Genomic DNA, 23,821 nt, shown 5'->3' with positions numbered 1-23,821 from the left:
CGCGTCGTGGGCCCGGGCGAGCAGGTCCGGGGGTCGGTCGGAGACGGTGCACCCGTCCCCGACCGACCCGCGGAGCCGGTGGGCGAGGGTGCTCAGGACGCTCCCTTGCCCAGCTGCGAGGCGATGTGCTCGGCCTGGCGGATCGCCAGCGCCACGATGGTCAGCGTCGGGTTGGCCGCGGCGCCGGTGGTCATCACCGAGCCGTCGCTGACGTAGAGGCCCGGCACGTCGTGGGCCTGCCCGAACGCGTCGACGACGCCGTCCTCCGGCCGCTCACTCATCCGGCAGGTGCCCAGGTTGTGGGTGGCCGGGTAGGGCGGCGTGTGGTGGGTGCCGTTGGCACCGACGGCTTCGTAGAGCATGTCCGCGCGACCGTAGCCGTGCTCGCGCATCGCCACGTCGTTGGGGTGGTCCTCGAAGTGGACGTCGGGGGCGGGCAGGCCCCACTGGTCCTGCAGGGCCGGGCTGAGGGTGACCCGGTTGGTCTCCTGCGGCATGTCCTCGCCCACCACCCACATGCCGGCGGTGTTCTGGTAGGCGTCGAGGATCTCGGTGAACTCCGGGCCCCAGGAGCCGGGCTCGGCGAACGCGGCGAGGAAGGCCGGACCGAGCGAGAGGGTCTCCATGTAGTAGCCGCCCGCGAACCCGCGCGAGGTGTCCAGGCGCGCCTCGTCGGCGATGATGCCGGCCATGGTCTCGCCGCGGTACATGTGCACCGGCTGGTCGAAGCGGGCGTAGACCGAGCCCGTGGTGTGGCGCATGTAGTTGCGGCCCACCTGGCCCGAGGAGTTGGCCAGCCCGTCGGGGTGCAGCGCGCTGGCGCTCATCAGCAGCAGCCGCGGCGACTCGATCGAGTTGCCCGCCACGCAGACGACCTTGGCCGCCTGCCGGTGCAGGTTGCCCTCGGAGTCGAGGTAGAGCACCGCGTCGGCGCGCCCGGAGGCGTCGTGGGTGACCTGGACGGCCTGGCTGGAGGGGCGCACCTCGCACTTGCCGGTCGCGATCGCCCGCGGGATCTCGCGGACGGCGGTGCTCCACTTGGCGGTGGACTTGTCGCCCTGGAAGTTGAACCCGTCCTGGATCGAGGCCGGGCGGCCGTCGTACGGCTCGGCGTTGGTGCCGTAGGGGCCGGTCGCGTAGAACTTGTAGCCGACCTTCTCGGCGCCGTTGGCGAGCACCTTGTAGTTGTTGTTGGCGGGCAGCGCCGGCCGGCCGTGGCGGTGGGTGGAGCCGATCGCCTTCTCGGCGCGGTCGTAGAACGGCGCGAGGTCGGCCAGCGTGATCGGCCAGTCGAGCAGGTTGGCGCCCTCGACCCGGCCGTAGTGGCTGCGGGTCTTGAACTCGTACTCGCGGAACCGCGGCGTCGCTCCGGACCAGTGGGTCGTGGTGCCGCCGACGGCCTTGACGATCCAGGCCGGGAGGTTGGGGAAGTCGGTGGCGACGCGGTAGGGACCGGACGCGGTGCGGTTGTCCAGCCACGCCATCTGGTTGAAGGCGGCCCACTCGTCGTTCTCGTAGTCCTCGGGCAGCAGCCAGGGGCCGGCCTCGAGCACCACGCAGGGGATGCCCTTCTGGGTCAGCTCGTAGGCCACCGTGCCGCCGCCGGCGCCGGACCCGACGATGACCACGACCTCCTCGTCGTGCGGGATCGGGTTGCCCAGGTGCGGGGTGTTCTCGGCCATCAGTGCGTCCCTCCGGTGGTGGTGAGCTGGTCGTCGGGGGCCACCTCGACGATCTGCTCGGGTCCGTCGTACTCCTCGACGCGGGGGTTGGGCAGCCAGTCGAGGTCGTCGAAGCCGCGGTGCAGGTAGCCGCCCTTGGAGTAGGACTCGCCCTCGTAGCCGAGCAGGTCCCAGACCTCGTGGTCGTTGTAGAGCGTCACCACGGTGACGCCGCGGACGAAGGCGAAGAACTGGGCGTCCTCGATGCCGCGCAGCAGGGCGAGCGCCTGCTCGTCGTCGAGCTCGGCGAAGCCGGTGCCCCGGCTGTGCTGCGCCGCCGCGTCGAGGGACTCCAGGCCCTGCACCAGCGCCAGCCGGTGCCACAGCGACTCGCCGACCTGGTCGATGATCGTGTCGGCGGTCCGCTCGTAGGGGCCGTCGGGGAACCGCGGGTGGGGGTAGGCCGCCCGGAGCAGCCGCACCAGGTTGGTGCGGGCCGCTGGGCTGACGGTGTCGGCGGTGCTGTCGACCATGGAGGCTCCCGGCTCCGGCCCGGCAGACGTGCCGGACCTCAGGTGTGGTGGGGGTGTGATGGCCGCCACGTTAGGCGTCGGGTGTGACAGCGGCCACAGCGCTTATCGCCCCCTGAGAACCCGGCCGGTCTAGGTTTGGCGCATGAGGATCGTGCTGCCCGGCGGGTCGGGCCAGGTCGGGCGCCTGCTGCAGCGCTCGCTCGTCGACGGGGGCCACGACGTGGTGGTGCTGGGCCGCGGCGCCCCGGGCAACGTGCCGGGCGCCCGCCACGTGCCGTGGGACGGGCGTACGCCGGGACCGTGGGTCGCCGAGCTCGACGGGGCCGACGCCGTGCTCAACCTGGCCGGGCGCTCGGTCAGCTGCCGCTACACCGACCAACACCTGCGCCAGATGATGGACAGCCGCGTCGACTCCACCCGCGCGGTCGGCCGGGCCGTCGCCGCAGCCGCCCGTCCGCCCGCGGTGTGGCTCCAGATGAGCACGGCCACCATCTACGCCGACCGCAGCGACGAGCCGGGCAACCCCGCCAACGACGAGGCGACCGGCGTGATCGGCGGCGAGGAGCGGCACGTCCCGCTCTACTGGGAGTACAGCGTGCGCATCGCGCGCCGCTGGGAGGGCGCCCAGGCCGAGCTCGACCTGCCCGGCACCCGCCGGGTCGCGCTGCGCGCCGCGATGGTGATGACGCCCGACCAGGGCGGGATCTTCGACGTGCTCTCCGTCCTGGCTCGGGCCGGTGCCGGCGGGGCGGTCGCCGGGGGGCAGCAGTACGTCTCGTGGATCCACGGTGACGACGTCGTCCGCGCGGTCGACCTGCTGCTCGCCCGCGACGACCTCGACGGTCCGGTCAACCTGGCCGCGCCGGGGCCGGTGCCCCAGGCCGAGCTGATGCGCGACCTCCGGCACGCCTGGGGCACCCGGGTGGGCCTGCCCGCCACGCGGGGGATGGCGGGCCTCGGCGCCTGGGCGATGCGGACCGACCCCGAGCTGCTGCTCAAGAGCCGCCGCGTGGTGCCGGGTCGCCTGCTCGAGGCAGGGTTCGAGTTCGCGCACCCGGCGTGGCCCGGGGCGGCCCGCGACCTCGTGCGGCGTACGACCCAGCGGCCCGAGGGCACCAACCCGGTGGCCACGCTGCGCGCGATGGCGCGCGGCACCGGGGGCTAGCGCTGCTGGGTGCGCCCGGAGCGGTAGAACCGGCTCACCCGCGAGGCGGTCGCCCGGAGGGCGGCCTCCACGGAGGCCGGGTCCTGGGCCATCCGCTCGTCGGTGCCGGAGACGGCGACCGAGCCGAGCAGCACCCCGTTGCCGGCGCGCACCGCGGCGGCCACGCAGGTGGCCCCGGCCTGGAACTCGCCGTACTCCCACGCCAGGCCGCGGTCGGCGACGACGTCGAGCTGCCGGGCGAGCTCGTCGTGACCGGTGATGGTGCCGGGCCCGAAGCGCGGCATCGGCTCGGGGTCGAGGTGCAGCGTGCGCTGCTCGGGCTCCATGTTGGCCAGCAGGATCTTGCCCAGCGCGGTGGCGTGCGCGGCCTCGTGGAAGCCGAAGTCGATGGGCCGCAGCCGCGGGCAGGTGGGGGAGTCGGCCGTCGCGACGACGGCGATCTGGGAGCCGCGGTGCACCGCGAAGTAGGCGGCCAGGTCGAGCTGCTCGTGGAGCGCGACCACCTCCTGGCGCACCGCCCGCGGCACGCCAATCTGCTGGTGCAGCGAGACGCCGAGCTGGTGCAGCTTGTAGCCGAGCTCGAAGCGCTTCTCCTCGCGGATGTGCACCAGGTAGTCGCTGTCCAGCAGCTCGCGGGCGAGGCGGTAGACGGTCGGCAGCGGCAGGCCGGTGGCGTCGGAGATGTCCTTGGCCGAGGCGCCGCCCTGGGCCGCGACGACCTCGAGGATCTCCAGGGTGCGGTGCACCGACCCGGCGCGCGGTGCGGTCTCGGGCGTCGCTGCCGGCGTCGGCGCGGCCGCGGCGCCGGGAGAGTCGTGCAGCGGCGTACCCGTGACCATGACCACAGGGTAGGAGGTCGGCCAACCGTTCTCAGCCGACGACAAGGGTGGTGGTGGGCCGTCGGTGGCACCTGGCAGGCTCACCCGTCGTACGCCGTGACCCCACTCCCGAAGGAGACTGCGCCCATGATCTTCATCTGCGTCAAGTGGAAGGTGAAGCCCGAGCACGCCGACGCGTGGCCCGAGCTGGCCAAGGACTTCACCGAGGCCACCCGCGCCGAGGAGGGCAACATCTTCTTCGAGTGGTCGCGCAGCGTCGAGGACCCGAACCAGTACGTCCTCATCGAGGCCTTCCGCGACGACGCCGCCGAGGCCCACGTCGGCAGCGACCACTTCAAGCAGGCGCAGGCCGACCTGCCGCAGTACGTCCAGGAGACGCCGCTGGTGCGCAACGTCCTCATGGAGGGCGACCACTGGGACCGCCTCGGCGAGTTCGAGATCGACTGATCGGCGCCACCGCCTGACGCCGCGCGCCGGGCGGCTGGCTGGCGTCCGCCGGGCATGCGAATGTCGCGCCTGTGGCGGTTGCGCACCTCGGGTGTCCCGCCGGCCACATTCGCAGGTCGACGGTGGGCGAGTGCCACACCTGTGTCGTCGTTGCGGTGCCCTGAGAACGCTGGTGTGGCACTCGGCCACCTGACGTCGTACGTCCGCCGTCCGCGAATGTCGCGCCCGTGACGGCTGCGCACCTCGGGCGTCCCGCCGGCCACATTCGCAGGTCGACGGTGGGCGAGTGCCACACCTGCGTCCTCGTTGCGGCGCCCTGAGAACGCTGGTGTGGCACTCGGCCACCCGACGTCGTACCCCGCCCGCCCGGCCGCGCCGACACCCAGCTCGCGAATACATGCACGACTGTGTATGGTCATGCACATGTCGAACGTGCGGGTGGCCGTGGCCGGAGCGAGCGGGTACGCCGGGGGAGAGGTCCTCCGGCTGCTGCTGGCGCACCCCGACGTCGAGATCGGGGCGCTGACGGGGGGCTCCAACGCGGGCCAGCCGCTCGGTGCGCTGCAGCCGCACCTGGTGCCGCTGGCCGACCGGGTGCTCGAGGAGACGACCCCGGAGACGCTGGCCGGCCACGACGTGGTCTTCCTGGCGCTCCCGCACGGCCAGTCCGGCCCGGTCGCCGCGCAGCTGGGCGAGGACACCGTGGTCGTCGACTGCGGCGCCGACTTCCGGCTGACCGACGCCGCGCTGTGGGAGAAGTTCTACGGCTCCGAGCACGCGGGGTCCTGGCCCTACGGCCTGCCCGAGCTGCCCGGCCAGCGCGAGGTGCTCGCCGGTGCCCGCCGGATCGCCGTCCCGGGCTGCTACCCGACCGTGTCCACCCTCGCCCTGGCCCCCGCGGTCGCCGCCGGGGTCGTGGCCGCCGACGACCTCGTCGTGGTCGCGGCCAGCGGCACCAGCGGTGCCGGCAAGGCGGCCAAGCCGCACCTGCTCGGCAGCGAGGTGATGGGCTCCGCCTCGGCGTACGGCGTGGGCGGGACGCACCGCCACACCCCCGAGATCCTGCAGAACCTCGGCGGGCTGACCCAGGAGACCGTCCGGCTCTCCTTCACCCCCGTGCTGGTGCCGATGCCGCGGGGCATCCTCGCCACGGCGAGCGCCTCGGTGCGCGAGGGGGTCGGTGCCGACGACCTGCGTGCGGTCTACGAGAAGGCCTACGCCGACGAGCCGTTCGTCCACCTGCTGCCCGAGGGCCAGTGGCCCACGACCAAGGCGGTGCTCGGCTCCAACAGCGTCCACCTCCAGGTCGCCCTCGACGAGGACGCCGGACGCGCGGTCGTCGTCGGCGCCGTCGACAACCTGGCCAAGGGCACGGGCGGCGCGGCCGTGCAGTGCATGAACCTCGCCCTCGGGCTCCCCGAGGCCACCGGCCTCACCACCGTCGGGCTGGCGCCGTGAGCACCCCCACCGACCCGTCCACCCCGGTCGAGCCCGTCGAGACCTTCACCCTCGAGCGCTTCCCCGAGAAGCTCGCCGTCGTCCGGCTCGGCGCCGGCGCCGAGATCCCGGCGTGGGCGGAGTCGTCCTCGCTGTTCTCGGTCACGGCCACCGCCACGGAGACCAGCGTCGTGTGCGCCACCCGCAGCGTCCCCCGCAAGGCGCGGTCGCAGGGGCCGTTCACCGCCTTCGCGGTGCAGGGCGAGCTCGACTTCGCCCTGACCGGCGTCCTGGTCGCGCTGCTCACCCCGCTGGCCGAGGCGCACATCAGCGTGTTCACCGTCTCGACGTACGACACCGACTGGGTGCTGGTGCCCAAGGACGACGCCGACCGGGCCGCGCAGGAGTGGGAGCGACGAGGGCACACCGTCGTCACCGCCGTGCCCGTCACCCCGTCCAAGCAGCCCTCGTCGAAGCAGCCCCAGGAGAAGAAGTGAGCGTCACCCACCCCGCCGGCTTCACCGCCGCCGGCATCGCGGCCGGCATCAAGTCCCCCCGCGAGGACGGTCCCCCCAAGGACCTCGCCCTGGTGGTCAACGCCGGGCCGCGCTTCGACTCCGCGTCGGTCTTCACCGCCAACCGGTGCAAGGCCAACCCGGTGCTGTGGAGCCAGGAGGTCGTCAAGGACGGCACCGTCAAGGCGGTCGTGCTGAACTCCGGCGGCGCCAACTGCTACACCGGGGCCGACGGCTTCCAGACGACCCACGCGGTGGCCGAGCGCGTCGCGGAGCGCGTGGGCGTCGGCGCGGTCGACGTCGTGGTGTGCTCCACCGGACTGATCGGCCTGACCAACGACCGCGACGTGCTGCTGGCCGGCGTCGACACCGTGGCGCAGGCGCTCGCCGACGACGGGGGCGACGACGCGGCCACCGCGATCATGACCACCGACTCGGTGAGCAAGCAGGTCGTCGTCGACGGCGGCGGCTGGACCATCGGCGGCATGGCCAAGGGCGCGGGCATGCTCGCCCCCCAGCTGGCCACGATGCTCGTCGTGCTCACCACCGACGCCGTCGTGCCCGCCGCCGACCTCGACGCTGCCCTGCGCGCCGCCACCGCGGCCAGCTTCGACCGGCTCGACTCCGACGGCTGCATGTCGACCAACGACACCGTCACCGTGATGGCCAGCGGGGCCAGCGGCGTCACCCCGTCGCTGCCCGACTTCACCGAGGCGCTCACCCAGGCCTGCACCGACCTGGCGATGCAGCTTCTCAAGGACGCCGAGGGTGCCGACCACGAGATCGCGATCACGGTGCTGCACGCCGCGTCCGAGGCCGACGCGGTCGAGGTGGGTCGCAGCATCGCCCGCAGCAACCTGTTCAAGGCGGCCGTGTTCGGCCGCGACCCCAACTGGGGCCGCGTGCTGGCCAGCATCGGCACCACCCGGGCCGCCTTCGACCCGGCCGACCTCGACGTCGCGATGAACGGCGTCTGGGTCTGCCGCACGTCGACCCCCGCGGAGGACCCCGCCGGCGTCGACCTGTCCGGGCGGGAGGTGAGCGTGACCGTCGACCTCAAGTCCGGCGACGCACGCGCCACCGTCTGGACCAACGACCTGACCCATGCCTACGTCCACGAGAACAGCGCGTACTCCTCATGAACAAGCCCCCCTACTCGACCCGTCCCGCCCAGGTCCTCGCCGGCGCCCTCCCGTGGCTGATGAAGTACCACGGCCAGGTCGTCGTGGTGAAGTACGGCGGCAACGCGATGACCGACGACACCCTCAAGGTGGCCTTCGCCGAGGACATCGCCTTCCTGCGGTACGCCGGCTTCAAGCCGGTCGTCGTCCACGGCGGCGGCCCGCAGATCTCCCGCATGCTGGACAAGCTCGGCATCGAGTCGGAGTTCCGCGGCGGCCTGCGCGTCACCACGCCCGAGGCGATGGACGTCGTCCGGATGGTGCTGGTGGGCCAGGTGCAGCGCGAGCTGGTCGGGCTGATCAACCACCACGGCCACATCGCGGTCGGACTCTCCGGCGAGGACGCCGGCCTGTTCACCGCCGAGGCGACCAACACCGTCGTCGACGGCGAGGAGGTCGACCTGGGCCTGGTCGGCGAGGTCGCCCGGGTCCGCCCCGAGGCGGTGCTCGACCTGATCGAGGCCGGCCGCGTCCCGGTGATCAGCAGCGTCGCGCCCGACGAGGACGGCGTGGTCCACAACGTCAACGCCGACACCGCGGCTGCCGCGCTCGCGGTGGCGCTGGGCGCCCAGAAGATGCTGGTGCTCACCGACGTCGAGGGCCTCTACCGCGACTGGCCCGACAGCGACGACGTGATCCAGGAGATCGGGCCCGACGCGCTGGCCGAGCTGATGCCCAGCCTCGACAGCGGCATGGTGCCCAAGATGAAGGCCTGCCACGTCGCCGTCACCGGCGGCGTGCCCCGCGCGACCGTGGTCGACGGCCGGGTGCCGCACTCGGTGCTGCTCGAGCTGTTCACCGACGAGGGCGTCGGCACCCAGGTGCTGCCGGGAGTGGAGACCAAGCTGCGCAAGGCCTACTCCTACGAGGAGCCCGAGACCGCCGACGAGCAGGAGGAGGACGCGTGAGCGAGCTGCTGGAGCGCTACGGCGCGTCGCTGATGAACGCCTTCGGCCCGCCCAAGCTGGCGCTGGTCCGGGGCGAGGGCGCCCACGTGTGGGACGACCAGGGCAAGGAGTACGTCGACTTCCTCGGCGGCATCGCCGTGAACACGCTGGGCCACGCCCACCCCGCGCTCGTCGAGGCGCTGAGCACCCAGGTGCGGACCCTGGGTCACGTCTCCAACTTCTTCACCAGCCCGCAGCAGGTCACGCTGGCCGAGCGGCTGGTCGCGCTGATGACGCCGGCCGACGTCGAGGCCCGGGTGTTCTTCTCCAACTCCGGCGCGGAGGCCAACGAGGCCGCGCTGAAGCTGACGCGGCTGACCGGCCGCAGCCACGTGGTGGCGATGCAGGACGCGTTCCACGGCCGCACCATGGGCAGCCTCGCGCTGACCTCCAAGGCCGCCTACCGCGAGCCGTTCGAGCCGCTGCCCGGGCACGTCACCTGGGTGCCGTTCGGCGACGTCGACGCGCTCGACGCGGCCGTCACCGACGAGACGGCGGCCGTCGTGATCGAGCCGCTCCAGGGTGAGGCGGGCGTCAACGAGGCGCCGGCGGCCTACCTCGCCGCGGCCCGCGCGACCACCGAGCGCCACGGCGCGCTGCTGTGGTTCGACGAGGTGCAGAGCGGCATGGGCCGCACCGGCACCTGGCTGGCCAGCCAGGCCTCGGGCGTCGTGCCCGACCTGGTCACCCTGGCCAAGGGCCTCGGCGGCGGCATGCCCATCGGCGCCACCCTCGGCCTGGGCCGGGCGGCGACGCTGTTCGAGCCCGGCAACCACGGCACCACCTTCGGCGGCAACCCGCTGTCGTGCGCCACCGCGCTGGCGGTCCTCGACACCATCGAGCGCGACGGGTTGCTGGCCCGCGCCGTCGAGGTAGGGGAGCGGCTGCGCTCGGGCCTCTCGCAGGACCCGCGCGTCACCGACGTCCGCGGCCTGGGGGTGCTCGTGGGGCTGACCCTGGCCGAGGAGAAGGCCCCGGCCGTGGTCGCCGCGGCCCAGGAGGCCGGCTGGATCATCAACGCCACCGGACCCGACCGGGTGCGCCTCGCGCCGCCGCTGGTGGTCACCGACGACGACGTCGCGGGCTTCCTCGCGGCCTGGCCGGGGCTGCTCGACGCCGCGGGCCTGGCGGACGGGGTGGCCTCGCCGTGAGGCACTTCCTCCGCGACGACGACCTCACCCCCGACCAGCAGCGCCACGTCCTCGACCTCGCCGTCCACCTCAAGGCGGCGCCGTACGACGCGCGCCCGCTCGCCGGCCCGCAGACCGTCGCCGTGCTCTTCGACAAGCCGACGCTGCGCACCCAGGCGTCCTTCGCCTCGGGCATCGCCGAGCTCGGCGGCTTCCCCATGATCATCGACGGATCGCTGGCCCAGGTGGGCGTGCGCGAGTCGGTGCCCGACGTGGCCCGGGTGCTGGGGCGCCAGGCCGCGATGGTGGTCTGGCGCACGCACGACCAGTCCCGCCTCGAGGACATGGCGGCGTACTCCGGGGTGCCCGTCGTCAACGCGCTGACCGACCAGTTCCACCCCTGCCAGGTGCTGGCCGACCTGCTGACGCTGCGCGAGCACCACGGCGCGCTCGCCGGGCAGGTGCTGGCCTTCGTCGGCGACGCCGCCTGCAACATGGGCCACAGCTACCTCCTGGGCGGCGCCACCGCAGGCATGCACGTGCGGGTCAGCGGCCCCGAGGGCTTCGAGCCCGACGCCGAGGTGCTGCTGCAGGCCCAGGTCGTCGCCCAGGCGACCGGCGGCTCGGTGGCGTTCGTCGCCGACCCCGTCGAGGCGGTCACCGGTGCGGACGCGGTCGCGACCGACACCTGGGTCTCGATGGGCCGCGAGGCCGAGGCCGAGGCGCGCGCCGCGGCCTTCGCCCCCTGGTCGCTCGACGAGGAGCTGCTCTCCCACGCCGACGACGAGGCCGTGGTGCTGCACTGCCTGCCGGCCTACCGCGGCAAGGAGATCAGTGCGGATGTCCTCGACGGCCCCCGCAGCGTGGTGTGGGACGAGGCCGAGAACCGCCGGCACGCCCAGAAGGCCGTGATGGCGTGGCTGCTGGAGTCCCGGTCGGGGGAGTGCTCGTGAGCGAGCACGGCCACATCCCCGACACCAAGGGCGCCCGGCAGCAGCGGATCGTCGACATCCTCTCCACCGGCCACGTGCGCTCGCAGACCGAGCTCGCCGACCGGCTGCACGCCGACGGCATCGCGGTCACCCAGGCCACCCTGTCGCGCGACCTCGTCGAGCTCGACGCCGTCAAGGTCCGCAGCTCCTCCGGCGCCCTGGTGTACGCCGTGCCGGGGGAGGGCGGTGACCGGACCCCGGTCGCCAACCGCGACAGCGCCGCCAGCCAGGCGCGGCTCTCAAGGTTGTGCGCCGAGCTGCTCGTATCCACCGAGTCCTCGGCCAACCTGGTCGTGCTGCGCACCCCGCCCGGTGCCGCCAACTTCCTGGCCTCGGCCATGGACAAGTCCGAGCTCTCCGACGTGCTCGGCACCATCGCCGGCGACGACACCGTGCTGGTGATCGCGCGTGACCCGGCCGGCGGCGAGGCGCTCGAGCGGCGCTTCCTCGGCCTGGCCAACGGTGCCCAGCGCCCCTCCGGCACCGCCCCCGACGACACCCCGACCCCCCCGAAGGGACACCCATGAGCAAGGTCCTCACCTCCCTGCCCGCCGGCGAGCGCGTCGGCATCGCCTTCTCCGGCGGCCTCGACACCTCCGTCGCCGTCGCCTGGATGCGCGACAAGGGCGCGGTGCCCTGCACCTACACCGCCGACATCGGGCAGTACGACGAGCCCGACATCTCCGGCGTGCCCGACCGCGCCCTGGCGTACGGCGCCGAGATCGCCCGCGCCGTCGACTGCCGCCCCCAGCTGGTCGAGGAGGGCCTGGCCGCGATCGCCTGCGGCGCCTTCCACATCCGCTCCGGCGGCCGCACCTACTTCAACACCACGCCGCTCGGCCGGGCCGTCACCGGCACCATGCTGGTCCGCGCGATGCACGAGGACGGCGTCGACATCTGGGGCGACGGCTCGACCTTCAAGGGCAACGACATCGAGCGGTTCTACCGCTACGGCCTGATGGCCAACCCCGAGCTGCGGATCTACAAGCCCTGGCTCGACGCCGACTTCGTCACCGAGCTCGGCGGTCGTGCGGAGATGAGCCAGTGGCTGGTCGAGCACGACCTGCCCTACCGCGACAGCAAGGAGAAGGCGTACTCCACCGACGCCAACATCTGGGGCGCGACCCACGAGGCCAAGACCCTCGAGCACCTCGACGTCTCCCTGGAGACCGTGGAGCCGATCATGGGCGTGAAGTTCTGGGACCCCGAGGTCCAGATCGAGACCGAGGACGTCACCGTCCGCTTCGAGCAGGGGCGCCCCGTCGCGATCGACGGCGTCCGCTTCGACGACGCCGTGGCGCTCGTGATGGAGGCCAACGCCGTCGGCGGCCGCCACGGGCTCGGTATGAGCGACCAGATCGAGAACCGGATCATCGAGGCCAAGTCGCGCGGCATCTACGAGGCGCCCGGCATGGCGCTGCTGTGGATCGCCTACGAGCGGCTGCTCAACGCCATCCACAACGAGGACACCATCGCGCAGCTGCACAACGAGGGCCGCAAGCTCGGTCGGCTGCTCTACGAGGGCCGCTGGCTCGACCCCCAGGCGCTGATGATCCGCGAGTCGATCCAGCGCTGGATCGCCTCGCTGGTGACCGGCGAGGTCACGCTGCGGCTGCGGCGCGGCGAGGACTACACCGTGCTCGCCACCTCGGGGGAGAACTTCTCCTACCACCCCGACAAGCTCTCGATGGAGCGCACCGAGAACGCCGCCTTCGGCCCGGTCGACCGGATCGGCCAGCTGACGATGCGCAACCTCGACATCGCCGACTCCCGCGACAAGCTCGAGCAGTACGCCGCCCAGCCCCTCGACCAGGGCCAGGTCCTCGTCGAGAACGGCACCCTCTACGGCGCCATCGAGCCCGGCGGCTACGACCGCATCACCCGCAACCCCACCGCCGAGGGCGACGACTCCGACCGCGTCCTCGACGACGTCGCCATGGAGGTCGGGACCGACTGATCCACCGGTCGGCAACCTGCCTGACCTCGCACAGCAGACTGCCTCCTCACACACCACGCACGGTGTGTGAGGAGGCAGTTCGGGTTCATCACCTGGGAAACCGGACGGCCGACGCCCCAGAGCCGGGTCGGTCAGTCGACGTCGTCGTCGACCCAGTCGAGGGTCTTGGTGACGGCCTTCTTCCAGTTGCGGTAGAGGCGCTCGCGCTCGGCCTCGTCCATCTGCGGCGACCAGCGCTTGTCCTCGCCCCAGTTCTCGGTGATCTCGTCGGTGCTCGACCAGTAGCCGACGGCCAGGCCCGCGGCGTACGCCGCCCCGAGCGCGGTCGTCTCGGCGACCTTCGGCCGCACCACGTCCACGCCGAGGATGTCGGCCTGGAACTGCATCAGGGTCTCGTTGACGACCATGCCGCCGTCGACGCGCAGCTCGGTCAGCGGCACGCCCGAGTCGGCGTTCATCGCGTCGAGGACCTCGCGGGTCTGGAACGCCGTGGACTCCAGCACCGCCCGGGCGATGTGGTGGCGGTTGACGAACCGCGTCAGGCCGACCAGCGCGCCGCGCGCGTCGGGACGCCAGTGCGGGGCGAACAGGCCGGAGAAGGCCGGCACGAAGTAAGCGCCGCCGTTGTCGTCGACCTTCTTGGCCGACTCCTCGATCTCGGGCGCCGAGGAGATCATGCCCAGGTTGTCGCGGACCCACTGCACCAGCGAGCCGGTGACCGCGATCGAGCCCTCGAGGGCGTACACGGTGGGCTCGTCGCCCAGCTTGTAGCAGGTGGTCGTCAGCAGGCCGTTCTCGCTCGGGACCTGCTCGGTGCCGGTGTTGAGGAGCATGAAGTTGCCGGTGCCGTAGGTGTTCTTGGCGGTGCCCTTCTCCAGGCACGCCTGACCGAAGGTGGCGGCCTGCTGGTCGCCGAGGATGCCGGCGATGGGGGTGCCGTTGAGGACGCCGGGCTTGCACTCGCCGTACACCTCGGAGCAGGAGCGGATCTCCGGCAGCATCGAGACCGGGATCCCCATGTCGGCGGCGATGGACTCGTCCCAGGTCAGGTCGGCGAGGTTCATCAGCATGGTGCGGCTGGCGTTGGTGACGTCGGTGACGTGCACGCCCTCGTTCTCCGCACCACCGGTGAGGTTCCACAGCAGCCAGGTGTCGGTGTTGCCGAACAGCAGCTCGCCCGCCTCGGCCTTCTCCCGCGCGCCGTCGACGTTGTCGAGGATCCACTTCACCTTCGGTCCGGAGAAGTACGTCGCCAGCGGCAGCCCGCAGACGTCCTTGTAGCGCTCGACGCCCTCGTCGCCGGCCAGCTCGTCGACGATCTTCTGGGTGCGGGTGTCCTGCCACACGATGGCGTTGTAGACCGGCTTGCCGGTGGCCTTCTCCCACACCACCGCGGTCTCGCGCTGGTTGGTGATGCCGACCGCCTCGATGCTCCGGCTGTTGAGGTTGGCCTTGCCGAGCGCCCCGCCGATCACCTCGCGGGTGTTGTTCCAGATCTCCTCGGGGTCGTGCTCGACCCAGCCGGCCCGCGGGAAGATCTGCTCGTGCTCGATCTGGTCGACGGCCACCACCGAGCCGGAGTGGTCGAAGACCATCGCGCGGGTGCTGGTGGTGCCCTGGTCGATGGACAGGATGTAGGTGTTCTTCGCCATGTGGAGATCCTTGCCTGGTTGCGGGTCGGACGGGTGGGGGGGAGCCGGGGGAGTCGGGGGAGTCGGGGGAGTCGGGGGAGTCGGGGGAGTCGGTCGGTCGCTCAGACGAAGCCGACGGCGTTGCCGGCGAGGCCGCCCAGGACGCCGCCGATGATCGGGGCGACGACGGGGACCCAGGCGTAGTGCCAGCCGCTGGAGCCCTTGCGCGGGATCGGCAGCAGCGCGTGCATGATGCGCGGTCCGAGGTCACGGGCCGGGTTGATCGCGTAGCCGGTCGGGCCGCCGAGGCTGGCACCGATCGCGACGACGAGCAGGGCCACGGCGAGCGGGCCGACCTCGGTGGGGGTCTTGCCGAAGGCCAGGATCACGAAGATCAGCACGAAGGTGCCGATCACCTCGGTCACGACGTTCCAGATCGGTGCGTGGATCGTCGGCATGGTGCTGAAGACGCCGAGCTTGGAGCCCTCGTCGGCCTCGGGGTCGTCGAAGTGCTTCTTGTACGCCGCCCACGCCAGCGTCGCGCCCAGCATCGCGCCCAGCACCTGGGCCACGATGTAGACCACGACGTCGACGAACGACAGCCCCGAGTCGCCGGCCGCCACGAGGCCGAGGGTCACGGCCGGGTTGAGGTGGGCCCCGGACTTGTAGGCGACGTAGACGCCGGCGTACACGCCGAGGCCCCAGCCGAAGTTGATGAGCAGGGTGCCGCCGCCGAAGCCACCGGTCTTGGGGAGGACGACGTTGGCCACCACCCCGCAGCCCAGCAGGATCAGGATGGCGGTGCCCATGACCTCGGGCAGGAAGATGTCGGTGAACACGCACGGTCCTCTCGTCGTACGGCGGAGCCGGAGCTCCCGAGACACACTGTGACGCGCGACACAGCGGCCGGCGCCCGAGCATGGTTGCACACCCGGGCCCCTGGTGGCCCGTCCCTAGAGTGGGGGTGGGGGACGACCCCCGCACCGCAGCACACGACGGAGGAGAGCAGATGCTCGCACCGGCCAGGTTGGGACCCGACGAGCGCGCCGAGGCGTGGCGCGCTCTCCAGGACGACGCCGACATCGACGTGCTGGTCGTGGGCGGTGGCGTGACCGGGGCGGGCGTGGCGCTCGACGCTGCCACGCGCGGCCTCAAGGTCGTGCTCGTCGAGCAGCGCGACTTCGGCTCCGGCACGTCCTCGCGCAGCTCCAAGCTGTTCCACGGCGGCCTGCGCTACCTCGAGCAGCTGAACTTCTCGCTCGTCCGCGAGGCGCTGCGCGAGCGCGAGCTGATGCTGACCCTGCTGGCACCGCACCTGGTCAAGCCGGTCTCGTTCCTCTACCCGCTCAAGCACCGGTTCTGGGAGCGTCCCTACGTCACGGCCGGCCTGACGCTCTACGACACGATGGGCGGCAAGAGCTCGCTGCCGCGCCACCAGCAGCTGAGCCGCCGCAAGGCGCTGCGGATGGCGCCGGGGCTGCGCAAGGACGCGCTGGCCGGCGCGCTGCGCTACTACGACGCCCAGGCCGACGACGCCCGCCACACGATGATGCTGGCGCGCACCGCCGCGACGTACGGCGCCTCGGTGATCGCCTCGGCCAAGGTGACCGGCTTCGTCCACGCCGGCGAGCGCGTCGTCGGCGCGACGGTCGAGGACGTCGAGACCGGCGAGTCCGCCACGCTCTCGGCCAAGGTCGTCATCAACTGCACCGGCGTGTGGACCGACGACATCCAGAAGCTCGCCGGCGGCCGTGGGCAGTTCAACGTCCGCGCCTCCAAGGGCGTGCACATCGTGGTGCCCCGCGACCGGCTCAACTCCGAGACCGGCATGATCCTGCGCACCGAGAAGTCCGTGCTGTTCGTGATCCCGTGGGGCACCCACTGGATCATCGGCACCACCGACACCGAGTGGGACCTCGACCGGGCGCACCCGGCCGCCAGCCGCGCCGACATCGACTACATCCTCGAGCACATCAACACCGTGCTGACCACGCCGCTGACCCACGACGACATCGAGGGCGTGTACGCCGGCCTCCGCCCGCTGCTCGCCGGCGAGAGCGAGGCCACCTCCAACCTGTCCCGCGAGCACGCCGTCGCGCGGCCCCAGCCCGGCCTGATCTCGATCGCGGGCGGGAAGTACACCACCTACCGGGTGATGGCCGCCGACGCGGTCGACGCCGCCCGGGCGGACCTGTCGGCCCACGTGCCCGACAGCGTCACCGACCACATCCCGCTGGTCGGCGCCGAGGGCTACCAGGCGCTGACCAACCAGGTCGAGCTGATCGCCCGCAACCGCGACCTGCCGCCGTGGCGGATCACCCACCTGCTCGACCGCTACGGCGCGCTGCTGCAGGAGGTGCTCGCCCTCGCCGACGACGACCCCTCGCTGCTCGAGCCGCTGCCCGGCGCCGAGGAGTACCTCAAGGTCGAGATCGTGTACGCCGCGTCGCACGAGGGCGCGCTGCACCTCGACGACCTCCTCTCGCGCCGCACCCGCATCTCCATCGAGGCCCACGACCGGGGCGTGGAGTGCGCCGACGACGCCGCCGCGCTCGTCGCGCCGGTGCTGGGCTGGGACGAGCGCCGGGTCGAGGACGAGGTCGCCGCCTACCGCGCCCGTGTCGCCGCCGAGCGGGAGTCGCAGGCCGAGGGCGACGACCTCGCCGCCAACGCCGACCGGCTCGCCGCGCCCGACATCCGGGCCCGAGCGGTCGGGCGCGCCCTGGACTGAGCGGGCTGCCAGACTGGCGCGCGTGGACGACCCCAGCAGTGACCAGGAGCAGCAGGCCGGGAGCGGCACGACCAACGAGGGCAGCCTGTGGGGCGGCCGGTTCGCCGGCGGCCCCAGCCCCGAGCTCGAGGCGCTCTCGCGCAGCACCCACTTCGACTGGCGGCTGGCGCCTTACGACCTCGACGGGTCGCGGGCCCACGCCCGGGTGCTGCACGGCGCCGGCCTGCTGAGCGACTCCGAGCGCGACGGGCTGCTGGCCGGGCTCGACGAGCTCGGCCGGCGCGTCGCCTCCGGCGAGCTGCGCCCGCGGCCGCAGGACGAGGACGTCCACGGCGCGCTCGAGGGGGCGCTGCTCGAGGTCGTCGGTCCCGAGCTGGGCGGTCGGCTGCGGGCCGGCCGCAGCCGCAACGACCAGATCGCCACCCTGTTCAAGGTGTTCCTGCGCGACCACGCGCGCGTCGTCGCCGGGCTGCTGCTCGACCTCGTCGAGGCCGACGCCGACCAGGCCGAGCGTCACCTCGGCGCGATCATGCCGGGACGCACCCACCTCCAGCACGCCCAGCCGGTGCTGCTGAGCCACCACCTGCTGGCGCACGCCTGGCCGCTGCTCCGCGACGTGGACCGGCTGCGCGACTGGGACGCGCGGGTGGCCGCCGAGTCGCCGTACGGCTCGGGTGCGCTGGCCGGGTCCAGCCTGGGGCTGGACCCCGAGGCGGTGGCGCACGACCTCGGCTTCACGGGGTCGGTCGCCAACTCCATCGACGGCACCGCGGCGCGCGACTTCGTGGCCGAGCTGGCCTTCGTGCTGGCCATGGTCGGCGTCGACGTGAGCCGCCAGGCCGAGGAGGTCATCCTCTGGGCCACCCGGGAGTTCGGGTTCGTCACGCTCGACGACGGCTACTCCACCGGGTCGAGCATCATGCCGCAGAAGAAGAACCCCGACGTCGCCGAGCTGGCGAGAGGCAAGTCGGGGCGGCTGGTCGGCAACCTGGCCGGCCTGCTGGCCACGCTCAAGGCGCTGCCCCTGGCCTACAACCGCGACCTCCAGGAGGACAAGGAGCCGGTCTTCGACTCCGTGGACACCCTCGAGGTGCTGCTGCCGGCCTTCACCGGACAGGTCGCCACGTTGCGCTTCCACACCGACCGGATGGCCGAGCTCGCGCCCCAGGGCTTCAGCCTGGCCACCGACGTCGCCGAGTGGCTGGTGCGCGAGGGGGTGCCGTTCCGCGAGGCGCACGAGGTCTCCGGGGCGTGCGTGCGCCGCTGCGAGGAGCTCGGCGTCGACCTCCCCGACCTGAGCGACGCGCAGTTCGCCGAGCTGGACCCACGCCTGACCCCCGGGGTCCGCGAGGTGCTCACCGTCGAGGGCTCGGTGGCCTCCCGCGACTCCCGCGGTGGCACCGCCCCGGCCCGCGTGGCCGAGCAGCTGGCCGAGCTGCGCGCGGTGGTGGCGGGGCACCGGGCATGGCTGGGCTGAGCCTGGCCGAGGTGCTGGAGCTGCCGGTGCTCGAGGCCGCGCCGCTGCTGCTCGGCGCCCACCTGACCATGGGTGGCGTCACGCTGCGCCTCACCGAGGTCGAGGCGTACTCCGGTGCCGACGACCCGGGCTCCCACGCCCACCGGGGCCGCACGCCCCGCACGGCCACGATGTTCGGCCCGGCGGGCCGTCTCTACGTCTACTTCACCTACGGCATGCACCACTGCGCCAACCTGGTCTGCGGGCCGGAGGGCGAGGCGGCGGCGGTGCTGCTGCGTGCCGGCGAGGTGGTCGACGGGCTCGAGGTCGCGCGCGCCCGCCGACCCGGGGTGCGCGACCGCGACCTGGCCCGCGGCCCGGCCCGGCTGTGCCGCACCCTCGACCTGGACCGGTCCCACGACGGTCTGGACGTGCGCGACGCCGTGCGGCTCGGGCGAGGAGTCCCGCACGTCACCGGCCCGCGGGTGGGGCTGCGCCTCGCGGGCGACCGGCCGTGGCGCTTCTGGGTCGAGGGCGACCCGACCGTCAGCCGCTACGTCCCGGCGCGGCCGGTCTCACGACGCCGCTGAGAACATCCGCCGCGCGGCCGCCGGGATGTCGGTCACGATCCCGTCGACCCGCATCGCCCGGAGCGCTCGCAGCTGTTCCTCCGTGACCGCCGTCCACGGCCAGACCCGCATCCCGGCGCGCTGGTACTCCGCGACCCGGGCAGCGGTGAGCCCGGTCAGGTTCACGGCCATGACGGTGGCGCCGAGGTCCCGGGGCACCGACACCGGGGTCGAGCCGGGGCCGAGGAAGACCCGGCGCACGGCCGGGTCGACCGCGGCGAGCGAGCGCAGCGTGGCGGCGTCGAACGACTGGGCGTAGGTGCGGCCGACGAGACCGTGGGCCCGCAGCGTGGCCACGAAGGCCGACAGGTCCTCGGGCGTGGCCTCCCGCCTCAGCTCCGGCGACAGCGAGAGCGACGTGGTCGCGACGAACGCCGCGACCTCCTCGAAGGTCGGCACCGGCTCGCCCGAGACGGTGCACCGTGCGGTCAGGTCGGCGTGGGTCCACGCCGAGACCGGGCCGGTGCAGTTCGTGGTGCGGTCCAGCGTGGTGTCGTGCATCAGCACCAGCACGTGGTCGGAGGTGGCCCTCAGGTCGAGCTCGAGGACGTCGGCGACCTCCGCCCCGGCCACCATCGCCGCCAGGGTGTTCTCCGGCGCGGTCCGGCCCCCGTCGCCCCGGTGCCCGACGATCACCGGCACGGGCGGGAGGGGGGCAGCGGGCTTGGGCGCGACCGCCCGCGCGATCGCGTCCCAGGTGCGCCGGTCGACGCGCCCGGTGACCCGCAGTCGCTCCTGTCGCTGGAACGACCGCACCGCCCGGACCGTCGCGAGGCGGTAGACGCGGTCCACCCGGGCACGTCGCAGCAGGCCGAGCGTGGCCAGGCGGCCCTCCACCGTGCGTACGGCGGCGCCGCGGCTGCCCTGGCGCAGGTCGAGCGCCGCCTCGGCCGGGGTGACCCAGGCCAGCGGCACCAACAGTGCCAGCAGGAGCAGCAGGACCGGCCGGGCGAGCGGCCGGGCGAGCGGCCGGGTGCGTCGCGCTCGGGTGTCGGTCAGGGTCACGGTGCGGTCCGTCGTGGGTCGCAGGGGAGGGTACTGCGGACACCGTAGGTGGTCGGTGCGTCTCGCGGGGGAGAACCCCGCCGCCGTCTCGGCGCAGGGTGTATACACCGACGTACACCCCACCCGAGGAGCCCCCATGAGCACCCGCGAGCACCTGCACGGCCTCGTCGCCAGCCTCCAGCCGGTCGTCCAGGGGGTGCCGACCGCGGCCCTCGACGCGAAGACCCCCTGCGAGGGGTGGGACGTGCGAGGGCTGACCTCGCACCTGCTCGGCACCACCGAGGCGATGCGGCGCGTAGGTGCCGGGGAGCCGCTGGACCGTGACGACCCCTGGGGGACGAGCGGCCAGGAGCTGGGGGAGGCCTGGCGCGACCAGCTGTCCGGCCGGCTGATCGCCGTGGCCGACGCGTGGGCCCAGCCGGAGGCGTGGGAGGGCGAGGCGCTCGACGGGGCGATGTCGCGCGAGGACGTCGGCGACATGGCCTTCCTCGAGGTGCTGCTCCACGGCTGGGACCTCGCCCGCGCGACCGGCCAGGAGCTCGAGGTCGACGACGACGTCGCCGAGCAGGCGCAGCAGCTGCTCGACAAGCACGGCGAGACCGGCCGCTCGATGGGCGCCTTCGGCGCCGAGGCCGACGCCGGGGAGGACCCGTCGGCGCTCGACCGGGCGCTCGCCGCGTCGGGCCGCGACCCGGGCTGGGGCCGCTGACCCCCCGTGGGAGGCTGGTCGCCCACCGTCCGCGCACGAGGAGACACGCACGTTGACCACCGACCCGCACCTGCTCGACGACCTGGAGTGGCGGGGTCTGGTCGCGCACGCGACCGACCGTGACGCCCTCCGCGAGGCACTCACGGCGGACAGCGTCCGGTTCTACGTCGGCTTCGACCCGACCGCGCCGAGCCTGCACATGGGCAACCTGGTGCAGCTGCTGACGGCGCGGCGGCTGCAGCAAGCCGGCCACACGCCGTACGCCCTGGTCGGGGGCGCCACGGGCATGATCGGCGACCCCCGTGACTCCGGCGAGCGCACCCTCAACAGCCGTGACACCGTCAAGGAGTGGGTGGGCCGCGTCCGCTCCCAGATCGAGCCGTTCCTGGAGTTCGACGGCCCCACCGGGGCGACCATGGTCGACAACTACGACTGGACCGCCAGCCTGTCGACCATCGACTTCCTGCGCGACATCGGCAAGCACTTCCCGGTCAACCGGATGCTGGCGCGCGACGTCGTGCGCAGCCGGCTAGAGGCGGGCATCAGCTACACCGAGTTCAGCTACGTGCTGCTGCAGTCGATGGACTTCCTCAACCTTCACCGCGACCACGGGGTGACGCTGCAGTTCGGCGGCAGCGACCAGTGGGGCAACCTCACCGGCGGCGTGGAGCTGATCCGTCGGGCCGAGGGCGGCCACGCCCACGCCTTCGCGACGCCGCTGGTGACCAAGGCCGACGGCACCAAGTACGGCAAGACCGAAGGCGGGGCGCTGTGGCTCGACCCGCAGATGCTCTCGCCGTACGCCTTCCACCAGTTCTGGCTCAACGTCGAGGACGAGAAGGTCGGGGAGCTCTTGCGGATCTTCACCTTCCTGTCCCGCGAGGAGATCGAGGAGCTCGACGTCGCCACGGCCGAGCAGCCCTTCCGGAGGGCCGCGCAGAAGCGCCTGGCCGACGAGGTGACGACGCTGGTGCACGGGGCTGCGGAGACCGAGCAGGCCAAGGCCGCGGCCGCTGCCCTGTTCGGCGGGGGCGAGCTGCGCGACCTCGACCCCGGCACGCTGGCCGCCGCGCTGCGGGAGGCCGGCGCGGCCACCGCGACCGTTGGGACGCCCACGGTCGACCTGCTGGTGGCCTCGGGGCTGGTGAAGAGCAAGGGCGAGGCGCGGCGGACCATCACCGAGGGCGGCGCCTACCTCAACAACGAGCGGGTCACCGACGTCGACCACGTGCCCGGGCTCGAGGACCTGCTGGGCGGGTCGTGGCTGGTGCTGCGCCGGGGCAAGAAGAACCTCGCCGGCGTCGAGGTCGGCTGAGCCATGGGCGGGAGCGGCAGGGACGGCACGGTCGGACCGGGGTGGCTGGTCGACCTCGAGGATCGCGCCCGGGCCGTGCTGCCCGAGCCGGTGCTGCGCTACATCGGCGAGGGAGCCCGCGACGAGGTGACGCTGGGTGAGGCCACGGCGGCCTGGCGTGAGGTCCGGCTGCTCCCGCGGGTGTTGCGCGACGTGCGCGAGGTGCGGCTCGGTGGTGAGCTGCTGGGCGCGCCGACCCGCTCGCCGTTCGGCGTCGCGCCGATGACCCTGCAACGCGCCGCGCACCCCCGCGGCGAGGTGGCGATGGCGGAGGCCGCCGGCGAGGCGGGCGTCCCGCTGGTGCTCTCCAGCAACGCCGGGAGCACGTTCGCCGAAATCGGGGCCACGGGCGCGACGTGGTGGCTGCAGCTCTACATGACGCCCGAGCGGGAGGTCGCCGCGCGCCTGCTCGACGAGGCGGTGCGTCACGGTGCCGGCGCCGTCGCGCTGACGGTCGACACCCCCGTCGTCGGGACGCGCTACCCCTCCCCGGCGGGGGGACGGGTGTGGGACGTCGCCGACCCGGCGTGGCTGGGGGCCAACCTCCCGGAGGAGGGCCGCACGCCCGACCCCGCGCACCGCGCCAAGGCGATGGATCTCGCACCGGCCGACCTGGCGTGGTTGCGTGAGCGCTCCGGGGTGCCCGTGGTGGTCAAGGGGGTGCTCCGGGGGGACGATGCCGCCGACGCGGTGGAGGCGGGCGCCGACGGCGTGTGGGTGTCCAACCACGGGGGACGCCAGCTGGACCAGGCGCAGGCGACCGCGCGCTGCGTCGCGCGCGTCCGTGAGGCCGTGGGCGACCGCGCGACGGTCCTGGTCGACGGGGGAGTGCGCAGCGGGCTGCACGCCGCGGTCGGCCTGGCCCTGGGGGCGGACGCCGTGCTGCTGGGGCGGCCCCTGTTCATGGCCCTCGCCGCCGATGGCCCGGACGGCGTACGCCGGGCACTGGCACTGCTCCACGACGAGCTGGAGGAGACGATGCGACTGGCGGGGTGCGCCGACGTGGGCGCCCTGCGGGGGGTCGTCGACACCGGGCGGTGACCGCGCTCGTGGGCCCGCCCGTGCAGGGGGTCCTTCGGGTCGGTCCGACCCCTCCAGCAGGCCCCGGACCCGGCCTGACCAGCGTTACGACGGCGTGTGACCGGGGCCACGACGGCTCGATTTGACCCTGCCCCACGGGGGTCCTAATGTTTCACCTCGTTGCCCCGGAGAGAGCGGGACGCGGGTCCGGATCAGGACCTCGCGGCCGGACCGGGACAGCCACCCCCACCAAGCACCTCAGCCGAGGTCTTCGAGTGCGCGCCACGGCGGCCTCGAGGTCCCTCATGGCGGAGCTCCCAAGTGGGGAGGACGGATCAGGGCGGGTTTGACTCGCCCAGGTGCGTCCGGTAAGTTTGACCGTCGCCCCGCGATACGGCCGAGAGGCTCGTTATCAGGTGCGCGCTTGATTCTTGAGAACTCAACAGTGTGTCAAAAGTCGACGAATTAATTTACCTGTCGGC

Annotated in this window: 22 protein-coding genes; 16 read left to right on the top strand and 6 right to left on the bottom strand. The window is 73.0% G+C overall.

Translation table 11 applies throughout. The annotated features are described in order from the left end of the window. Window positions 1-92: 92 nt before the first annotated feature. Both ASG49_RS14740 and ASG49_RS14735 read right to left on the bottom strand, forming a co-directional pair. Window positions 93-1,682: a GMC family oxidoreductase gene (locus ASG49_RS14740; protein WP_056543227.1), complete on the bottom strand. Its 1,590-nt coding sequence runs from the start codon at window positions 1,680-1,682 to the stop codon at window positions 93-95. Further along, window positions 1,682-2,194, bottom strand: coding sequence for a gluconate 2-dehydrogenase subunit 3 family protein (locus ASG49_RS14735; protein ID WP_056543225.1), 513 nt, complete (start codon window positions 2,192-2,194; stop codon window positions 1,682-1,684). Before ASG49_RS14735 ends, ASG49_RS14740 begins: the two co-directional genes overlap by 1 nt. Before the next feature lie 142 nt (window positions 2,195-2,336). Here ASG49_RS14735 and ASG49_RS14730 point away from each other — a divergent pair, with 142 nt between their 5' ends. After that, the gene (locus ASG49_RS14730; protein ID WP_056543223.1) at window positions 2,337-3,359 is read left to right on the top strand and encodes a DUF1731 domain-containing protein; all 1,023 of its coding nucleotides are present in this window, start codon (window positions 2,337-2,339) and stop codon (window positions 3,357-3,359) included. Here the strand turns inward: ASG49_RS14730 and ASG49_RS14725 are convergent. Next, the gene (locus tag ASG49_RS14725) at window positions 3,356-4,198 is read right to left on the bottom strand and encodes an IclR family transcriptional regulator (protein ID WP_082534247.1); all 843 of its coding nucleotides are present in this window, start codon (window positions 4,196-4,198) and stop codon (window positions 3,356-3,358) included. The two genes, ASG49_RS14730 and ASG49_RS14725, sit on opposite strands and share 4 nt — an antisense overlap. 126 nt (window positions 4,199-4,324) lie before the next feature. On the opposite strand from ASG49_RS14725, the gene ASG49_RS14720 reads away from it, so the two are divergent. The 9 genes from ASG49_RS14720 to argG all read left to right on the top strand — a co-directional run bounded on the left by ASG49_RS14720 (window position 4,325) and on the right by argG (window position 12,804). Further along, window positions 4,325-4,645 (top strand): putative quinol monooxygenase, encoded by a 321-nt coding sequence (locus ASG49_RS14720; RefSeq protein WP_056543219.1) that lies wholly within the window; start codon window positions 4,325-4,327, stop codon window positions 4,643-4,645. A 417-nt stretch (window positions 4,646-5,062) separates the two neighbouring features. Continuing rightward, window positions 5,063-6,103: an N-acetyl-gamma-glutamyl-phosphate reductase gene (argC, locus tag ASG49_RS14715; protein WP_056544814.1), complete on the top strand. Its 1,041-nt coding sequence runs from the start codon at window positions 5,063-5,065 to the stop codon at window positions 6,101-6,103. After that, complete coding sequence (locus ASG49_RS14710) at window positions 6,100-6,579, top strand: ACT domain-containing protein (RefSeq protein ID WP_056543216.1); 480 nt, start codon at window positions 6,100-6,102, stop codon at window positions 6,577-6,579. Before argC ends, ASG49_RS14710 begins: the two co-directional genes overlap by 4 nt. After that, on the top strand, window positions 6,576-7,739 hold the full coding sequence (argJ, locus tag ASG49_RS14705; protein ID WP_056543214.1) for a bifunctional glutamate N-acetyltransferase/amino-acid acetyltransferase ArgJ: 1,164 nt from the start codon (window positions 6,576-6,578) through the stop codon (window positions 7,737-7,739). Before ASG49_RS14710 ends, argJ begins: the two co-directional genes overlap by 4 nt. After that, window positions 7,736-8,686: an acetylglutamate kinase gene (argB, locus tag ASG49_RS14700; protein ID WP_056543212.1), complete on the top strand. Its 951-nt coding sequence runs from the start codon at window positions 7,736-7,738 to the stop codon at window positions 8,684-8,686. Before argJ ends, argB begins: the two co-directional genes overlap by 4 nt. Next, entirely contained in the window at window positions 8,683-9,876 is a 1,194-nt protein-coding gene (locus tag ASG49_RS14695) for an acetylornithine transaminase (RefSeq protein WP_056543210.1), read from the top strand. Before argB ends, ASG49_RS14695 begins: the two co-directional genes overlap by 4 nt. Next, window positions 9,873-10,808: an ornithine carbamoyltransferase gene (gene argF, locus ASG49_RS14690; RefSeq protein ID WP_056543207.1), complete on the top strand. Its 936-nt coding sequence runs from the start codon at window positions 9,873-9,875 to the stop codon at window positions 10,806-10,808. The genes ASG49_RS14695 and argF overlap by 4 nt, the downstream gene beginning before the upstream one ends. Then, window positions 10,805-11,374, top strand: a complete 570-nt coding sequence (locus ASG49_RS14685; protein WP_056544812.1) for an arginine repressor — start codon at window positions 10,805-10,807, stop codon at window positions 11,372-11,374. The genes argF and ASG49_RS14685 overlap by 4 nt, the downstream gene beginning before the upstream one ends. Beyond that, window positions 11,371-12,804 carry an argininosuccinate synthase gene (argG, locus tag ASG49_RS14680; RefSeq protein WP_056543206.1) on the top strand — a complete coding sequence of 478 codons (1,434 nt, stop codon included), beginning with the start codon at window positions 11,371-11,373 and terminating at the stop codon, window positions 12,802-12,804. The genes ASG49_RS14685 and argG overlap by 4 nt, the downstream gene beginning before the upstream one ends. A gap of 131 nt (window positions 12,805-12,935) precedes the next feature. Here the strand turns inward: argG and glpK are convergent, their stop codons facing one another. Next, a complete protein-coding gene (gene glpK, locus ASG49_RS14675) occupies window positions 12,936-14,456 on the bottom strand; it encodes a glycerol kinase GlpK (RefSeq protein WP_056543204.1) in 1,521 nt (506 codons plus the stop codon). A gap of 101 nt (window positions 14,457-14,557) precedes the next feature. Continuing rightward, a complete protein-coding gene (locus ASG49_RS14670) occupies window positions 14,558-15,274 on the bottom strand; it encodes an MIP/aquaporin family protein (RefSeq protein ID WP_255355140.1) in 717 nt (238 codons plus the stop codon). A gap of 170 nt (window positions 15,275-15,444) precedes the next feature. Between ASG49_RS14670 and ASG49_RS14665 the strand changes: the two genes are divergently transcribed. The 3 genes from ASG49_RS14665 to ASG49_RS14655 are packed head-to-tail and all read left to right on the top strand — an operon-like array spanning window position 15,445 to window position 19,212. Beyond that, the gene (locus ASG49_RS14665) at window positions 15,445-17,166 is read left to right on the top strand and encodes a glycerol-3-phosphate dehydrogenase/oxidase (protein ID WP_056543201.1); all 1,722 of its coding nucleotides are present in this window, start codon (window positions 15,445-15,447) and stop codon (window positions 17,164-17,166) included. A 22-nt stretch (window positions 17,167-17,188) separates the two neighbouring features. Then, the gene (gene argH / locus ASG49_RS14660; RefSeq protein WP_200936347.1) at window positions 17,189-18,643 is read left to right on the top strand and encodes an argininosuccinate lyase; all 1,455 of its coding nucleotides are present in this window, start codon (window positions 17,189-17,191) and stop codon (window positions 18,641-18,643) included. Then, entirely contained in the window at window positions 18,631-19,212 is a 582-nt protein-coding gene (locus ASG49_RS14655; RefSeq protein WP_056543200.1) for a DNA-3-methyladenine glycosylase, read from the top strand. The genes argH and ASG49_RS14655 overlap by 13 nt, the downstream gene beginning before the upstream one ends. Here the strand turns inward: ASG49_RS14655 and ASG49_RS14650 are convergent. After that, the gene (locus ASG49_RS14650) at window positions 19,198-20,256 is read right to left on the bottom strand and encodes a glycerophosphodiester phosphodiesterase family protein (protein ID WP_056543198.1); all 1,059 of its coding nucleotides are present in this window, start codon (window positions 20,254-20,256) and stop codon (window positions 19,198-19,200) included. The two genes, ASG49_RS14655 and ASG49_RS14650, sit on opposite strands and share 15 nt — an antisense overlap. Window positions 20,257-20,392: 136 nt before the next feature. Here ASG49_RS14650 and ASG49_RS14645 point away from each other — a divergent pair, with 136 nt between their 5' ends. From ASG49_RS14645 to ASG49_RS14635, 3 genes are read left to right on the top strand one after another with little or no spacing between them, the layout of a single operon-like run. Then, window positions 20,393-20,965: a TIGR03086 family metal-binding protein gene (locus ASG49_RS14645; RefSeq protein WP_056543196.1), complete on the top strand. Its 573-nt coding sequence runs from the start codon at window positions 20,393-20,395 to the stop codon at window positions 20,963-20,965. Window positions 20,966-21,017: 52 nt separating this feature from the next. Then, window positions 21,018-22,280, top strand: coding sequence for a tyrosine--tRNA ligase (tyrS, locus tag ASG49_RS14640; protein WP_056543194.1), 1,263 nt, complete (start codon window positions 21,018-21,020; stop codon window positions 22,278-22,280). Window positions 22,281-22,283: 3 nt separating this feature from the next. Then, window positions 22,284-23,360 carry an alpha-hydroxy acid oxidase gene (locus ASG49_RS14635; protein ID WP_056543193.1) on the top strand — a complete coding sequence of 359 codons (1,077 nt, stop codon included), beginning with the start codon at window positions 22,284-22,286 and terminating at the stop codon, window positions 23,358-23,360. Window positions 23,361-23,821: the final 461 nt, after the last annotated feature.

The organism is Marmoricola sp. Leaf446 (assembly GCF_001424755.1).
Taxonomy (GTDB): domain Bacteria; phylum Actinomycetota; class Actinomycetes; order Propionibacteriales; family Nocardioidaceae; genus Marmoricola.
The sequence above is the reverse complement of the archived record's forward strand: the minus strand, read 5'-3'. Positions and strand labels throughout refer to the sequence as shown.

Bases quoted from the DNA above. Each gene is read 5' to 3' on its own strand.
- ASG49_RS14740 (WP_056543227.1), bottom strand. From the start codon at position 1,682: ATGGCCGAGAACACCCCGCACCTGGGCAACCCGATCCCGCACGACGAG.
- ASG49_RS14735 (WP_056543225.1), bottom strand. From the start codon at position 2,194: ATGGTCGACAGCACCGCCGACACCGTCAGCCCAGCGGCCCGCACCAAC.
- ASG49_RS14730 (WP_056543223.1), top strand. From the start codon at position 2,337: ATGAGGATCGTGCTGCCCGGCGGGTCGGGCCAGGTCGGGCGCCTGCTG.
- ASG49_RS14725 (WP_082534247.1), bottom strand. From the start codon at position 4,198: ATGGTCACGGGTACGCCGCTGCACGACTCTCCCGGCGCCGCGGCCGCG.
- ASG49_RS14720 (WP_056543219.1), top strand. From the start codon at position 4,325: ATGATCTTCATCTGCGTCAAGTGGAAGGTGAAGCCCGAGCACGCCGAC.
- argC (WP_056544814.1), top strand. From the start codon at position 5,063: ATGCACATGTCGAACGTGCGGGTGGCCGTGGCCGGAGCGAGCGGGTAC.
- argB (WP_056543212.1), top strand. From the start codon at position 7,736: ATGAACAAGCCCCCCTACTCGACCCGTCCCGCCCAGGTCCTCGCCGGC.
- argG (WP_056543206.1), top strand. From the start codon at position 11,371: ATGAGCAAGGTCCTCACCTCCCTGCCCGCCGGCGAGCGCGTCGGCATC.
- glpK (WP_056543204.1), bottom strand. From the start codon at position 14,456: ATGGCGAAGAACACCTACATCCTGTCCATCGACCAGGGCACCACCAGC.
- ASG49_RS14665 (WP_056543201.1), top strand. From the start codon at position 15,445: ATGCTCGCACCGGCCAGGTTGGGACCCGACGAGCGCGCCGAGGCGTGG.
- ASG49_RS14655 (WP_056543200.1), top strand. From the start codon at position 18,631: ATGGCTGGGCTGAGCCTGGCCGAGGTGCTGGAGCTGCCGGTGCTCGAG.
- ASG49_RS14645 (WP_056543196.1), top strand. From the start codon at position 20,393: ATGAGCACCCGCGAGCACCTGCACGGCCTCGTCGCCAGCCTCCAGCCG.
- ASG49_RS14635 (WP_056543193.1), top strand. From the start codon at position 22,284: ATGGGCGGGAGCGGCAGGGACGGCACGGTCGGACCGGGGTGGCTGGTC.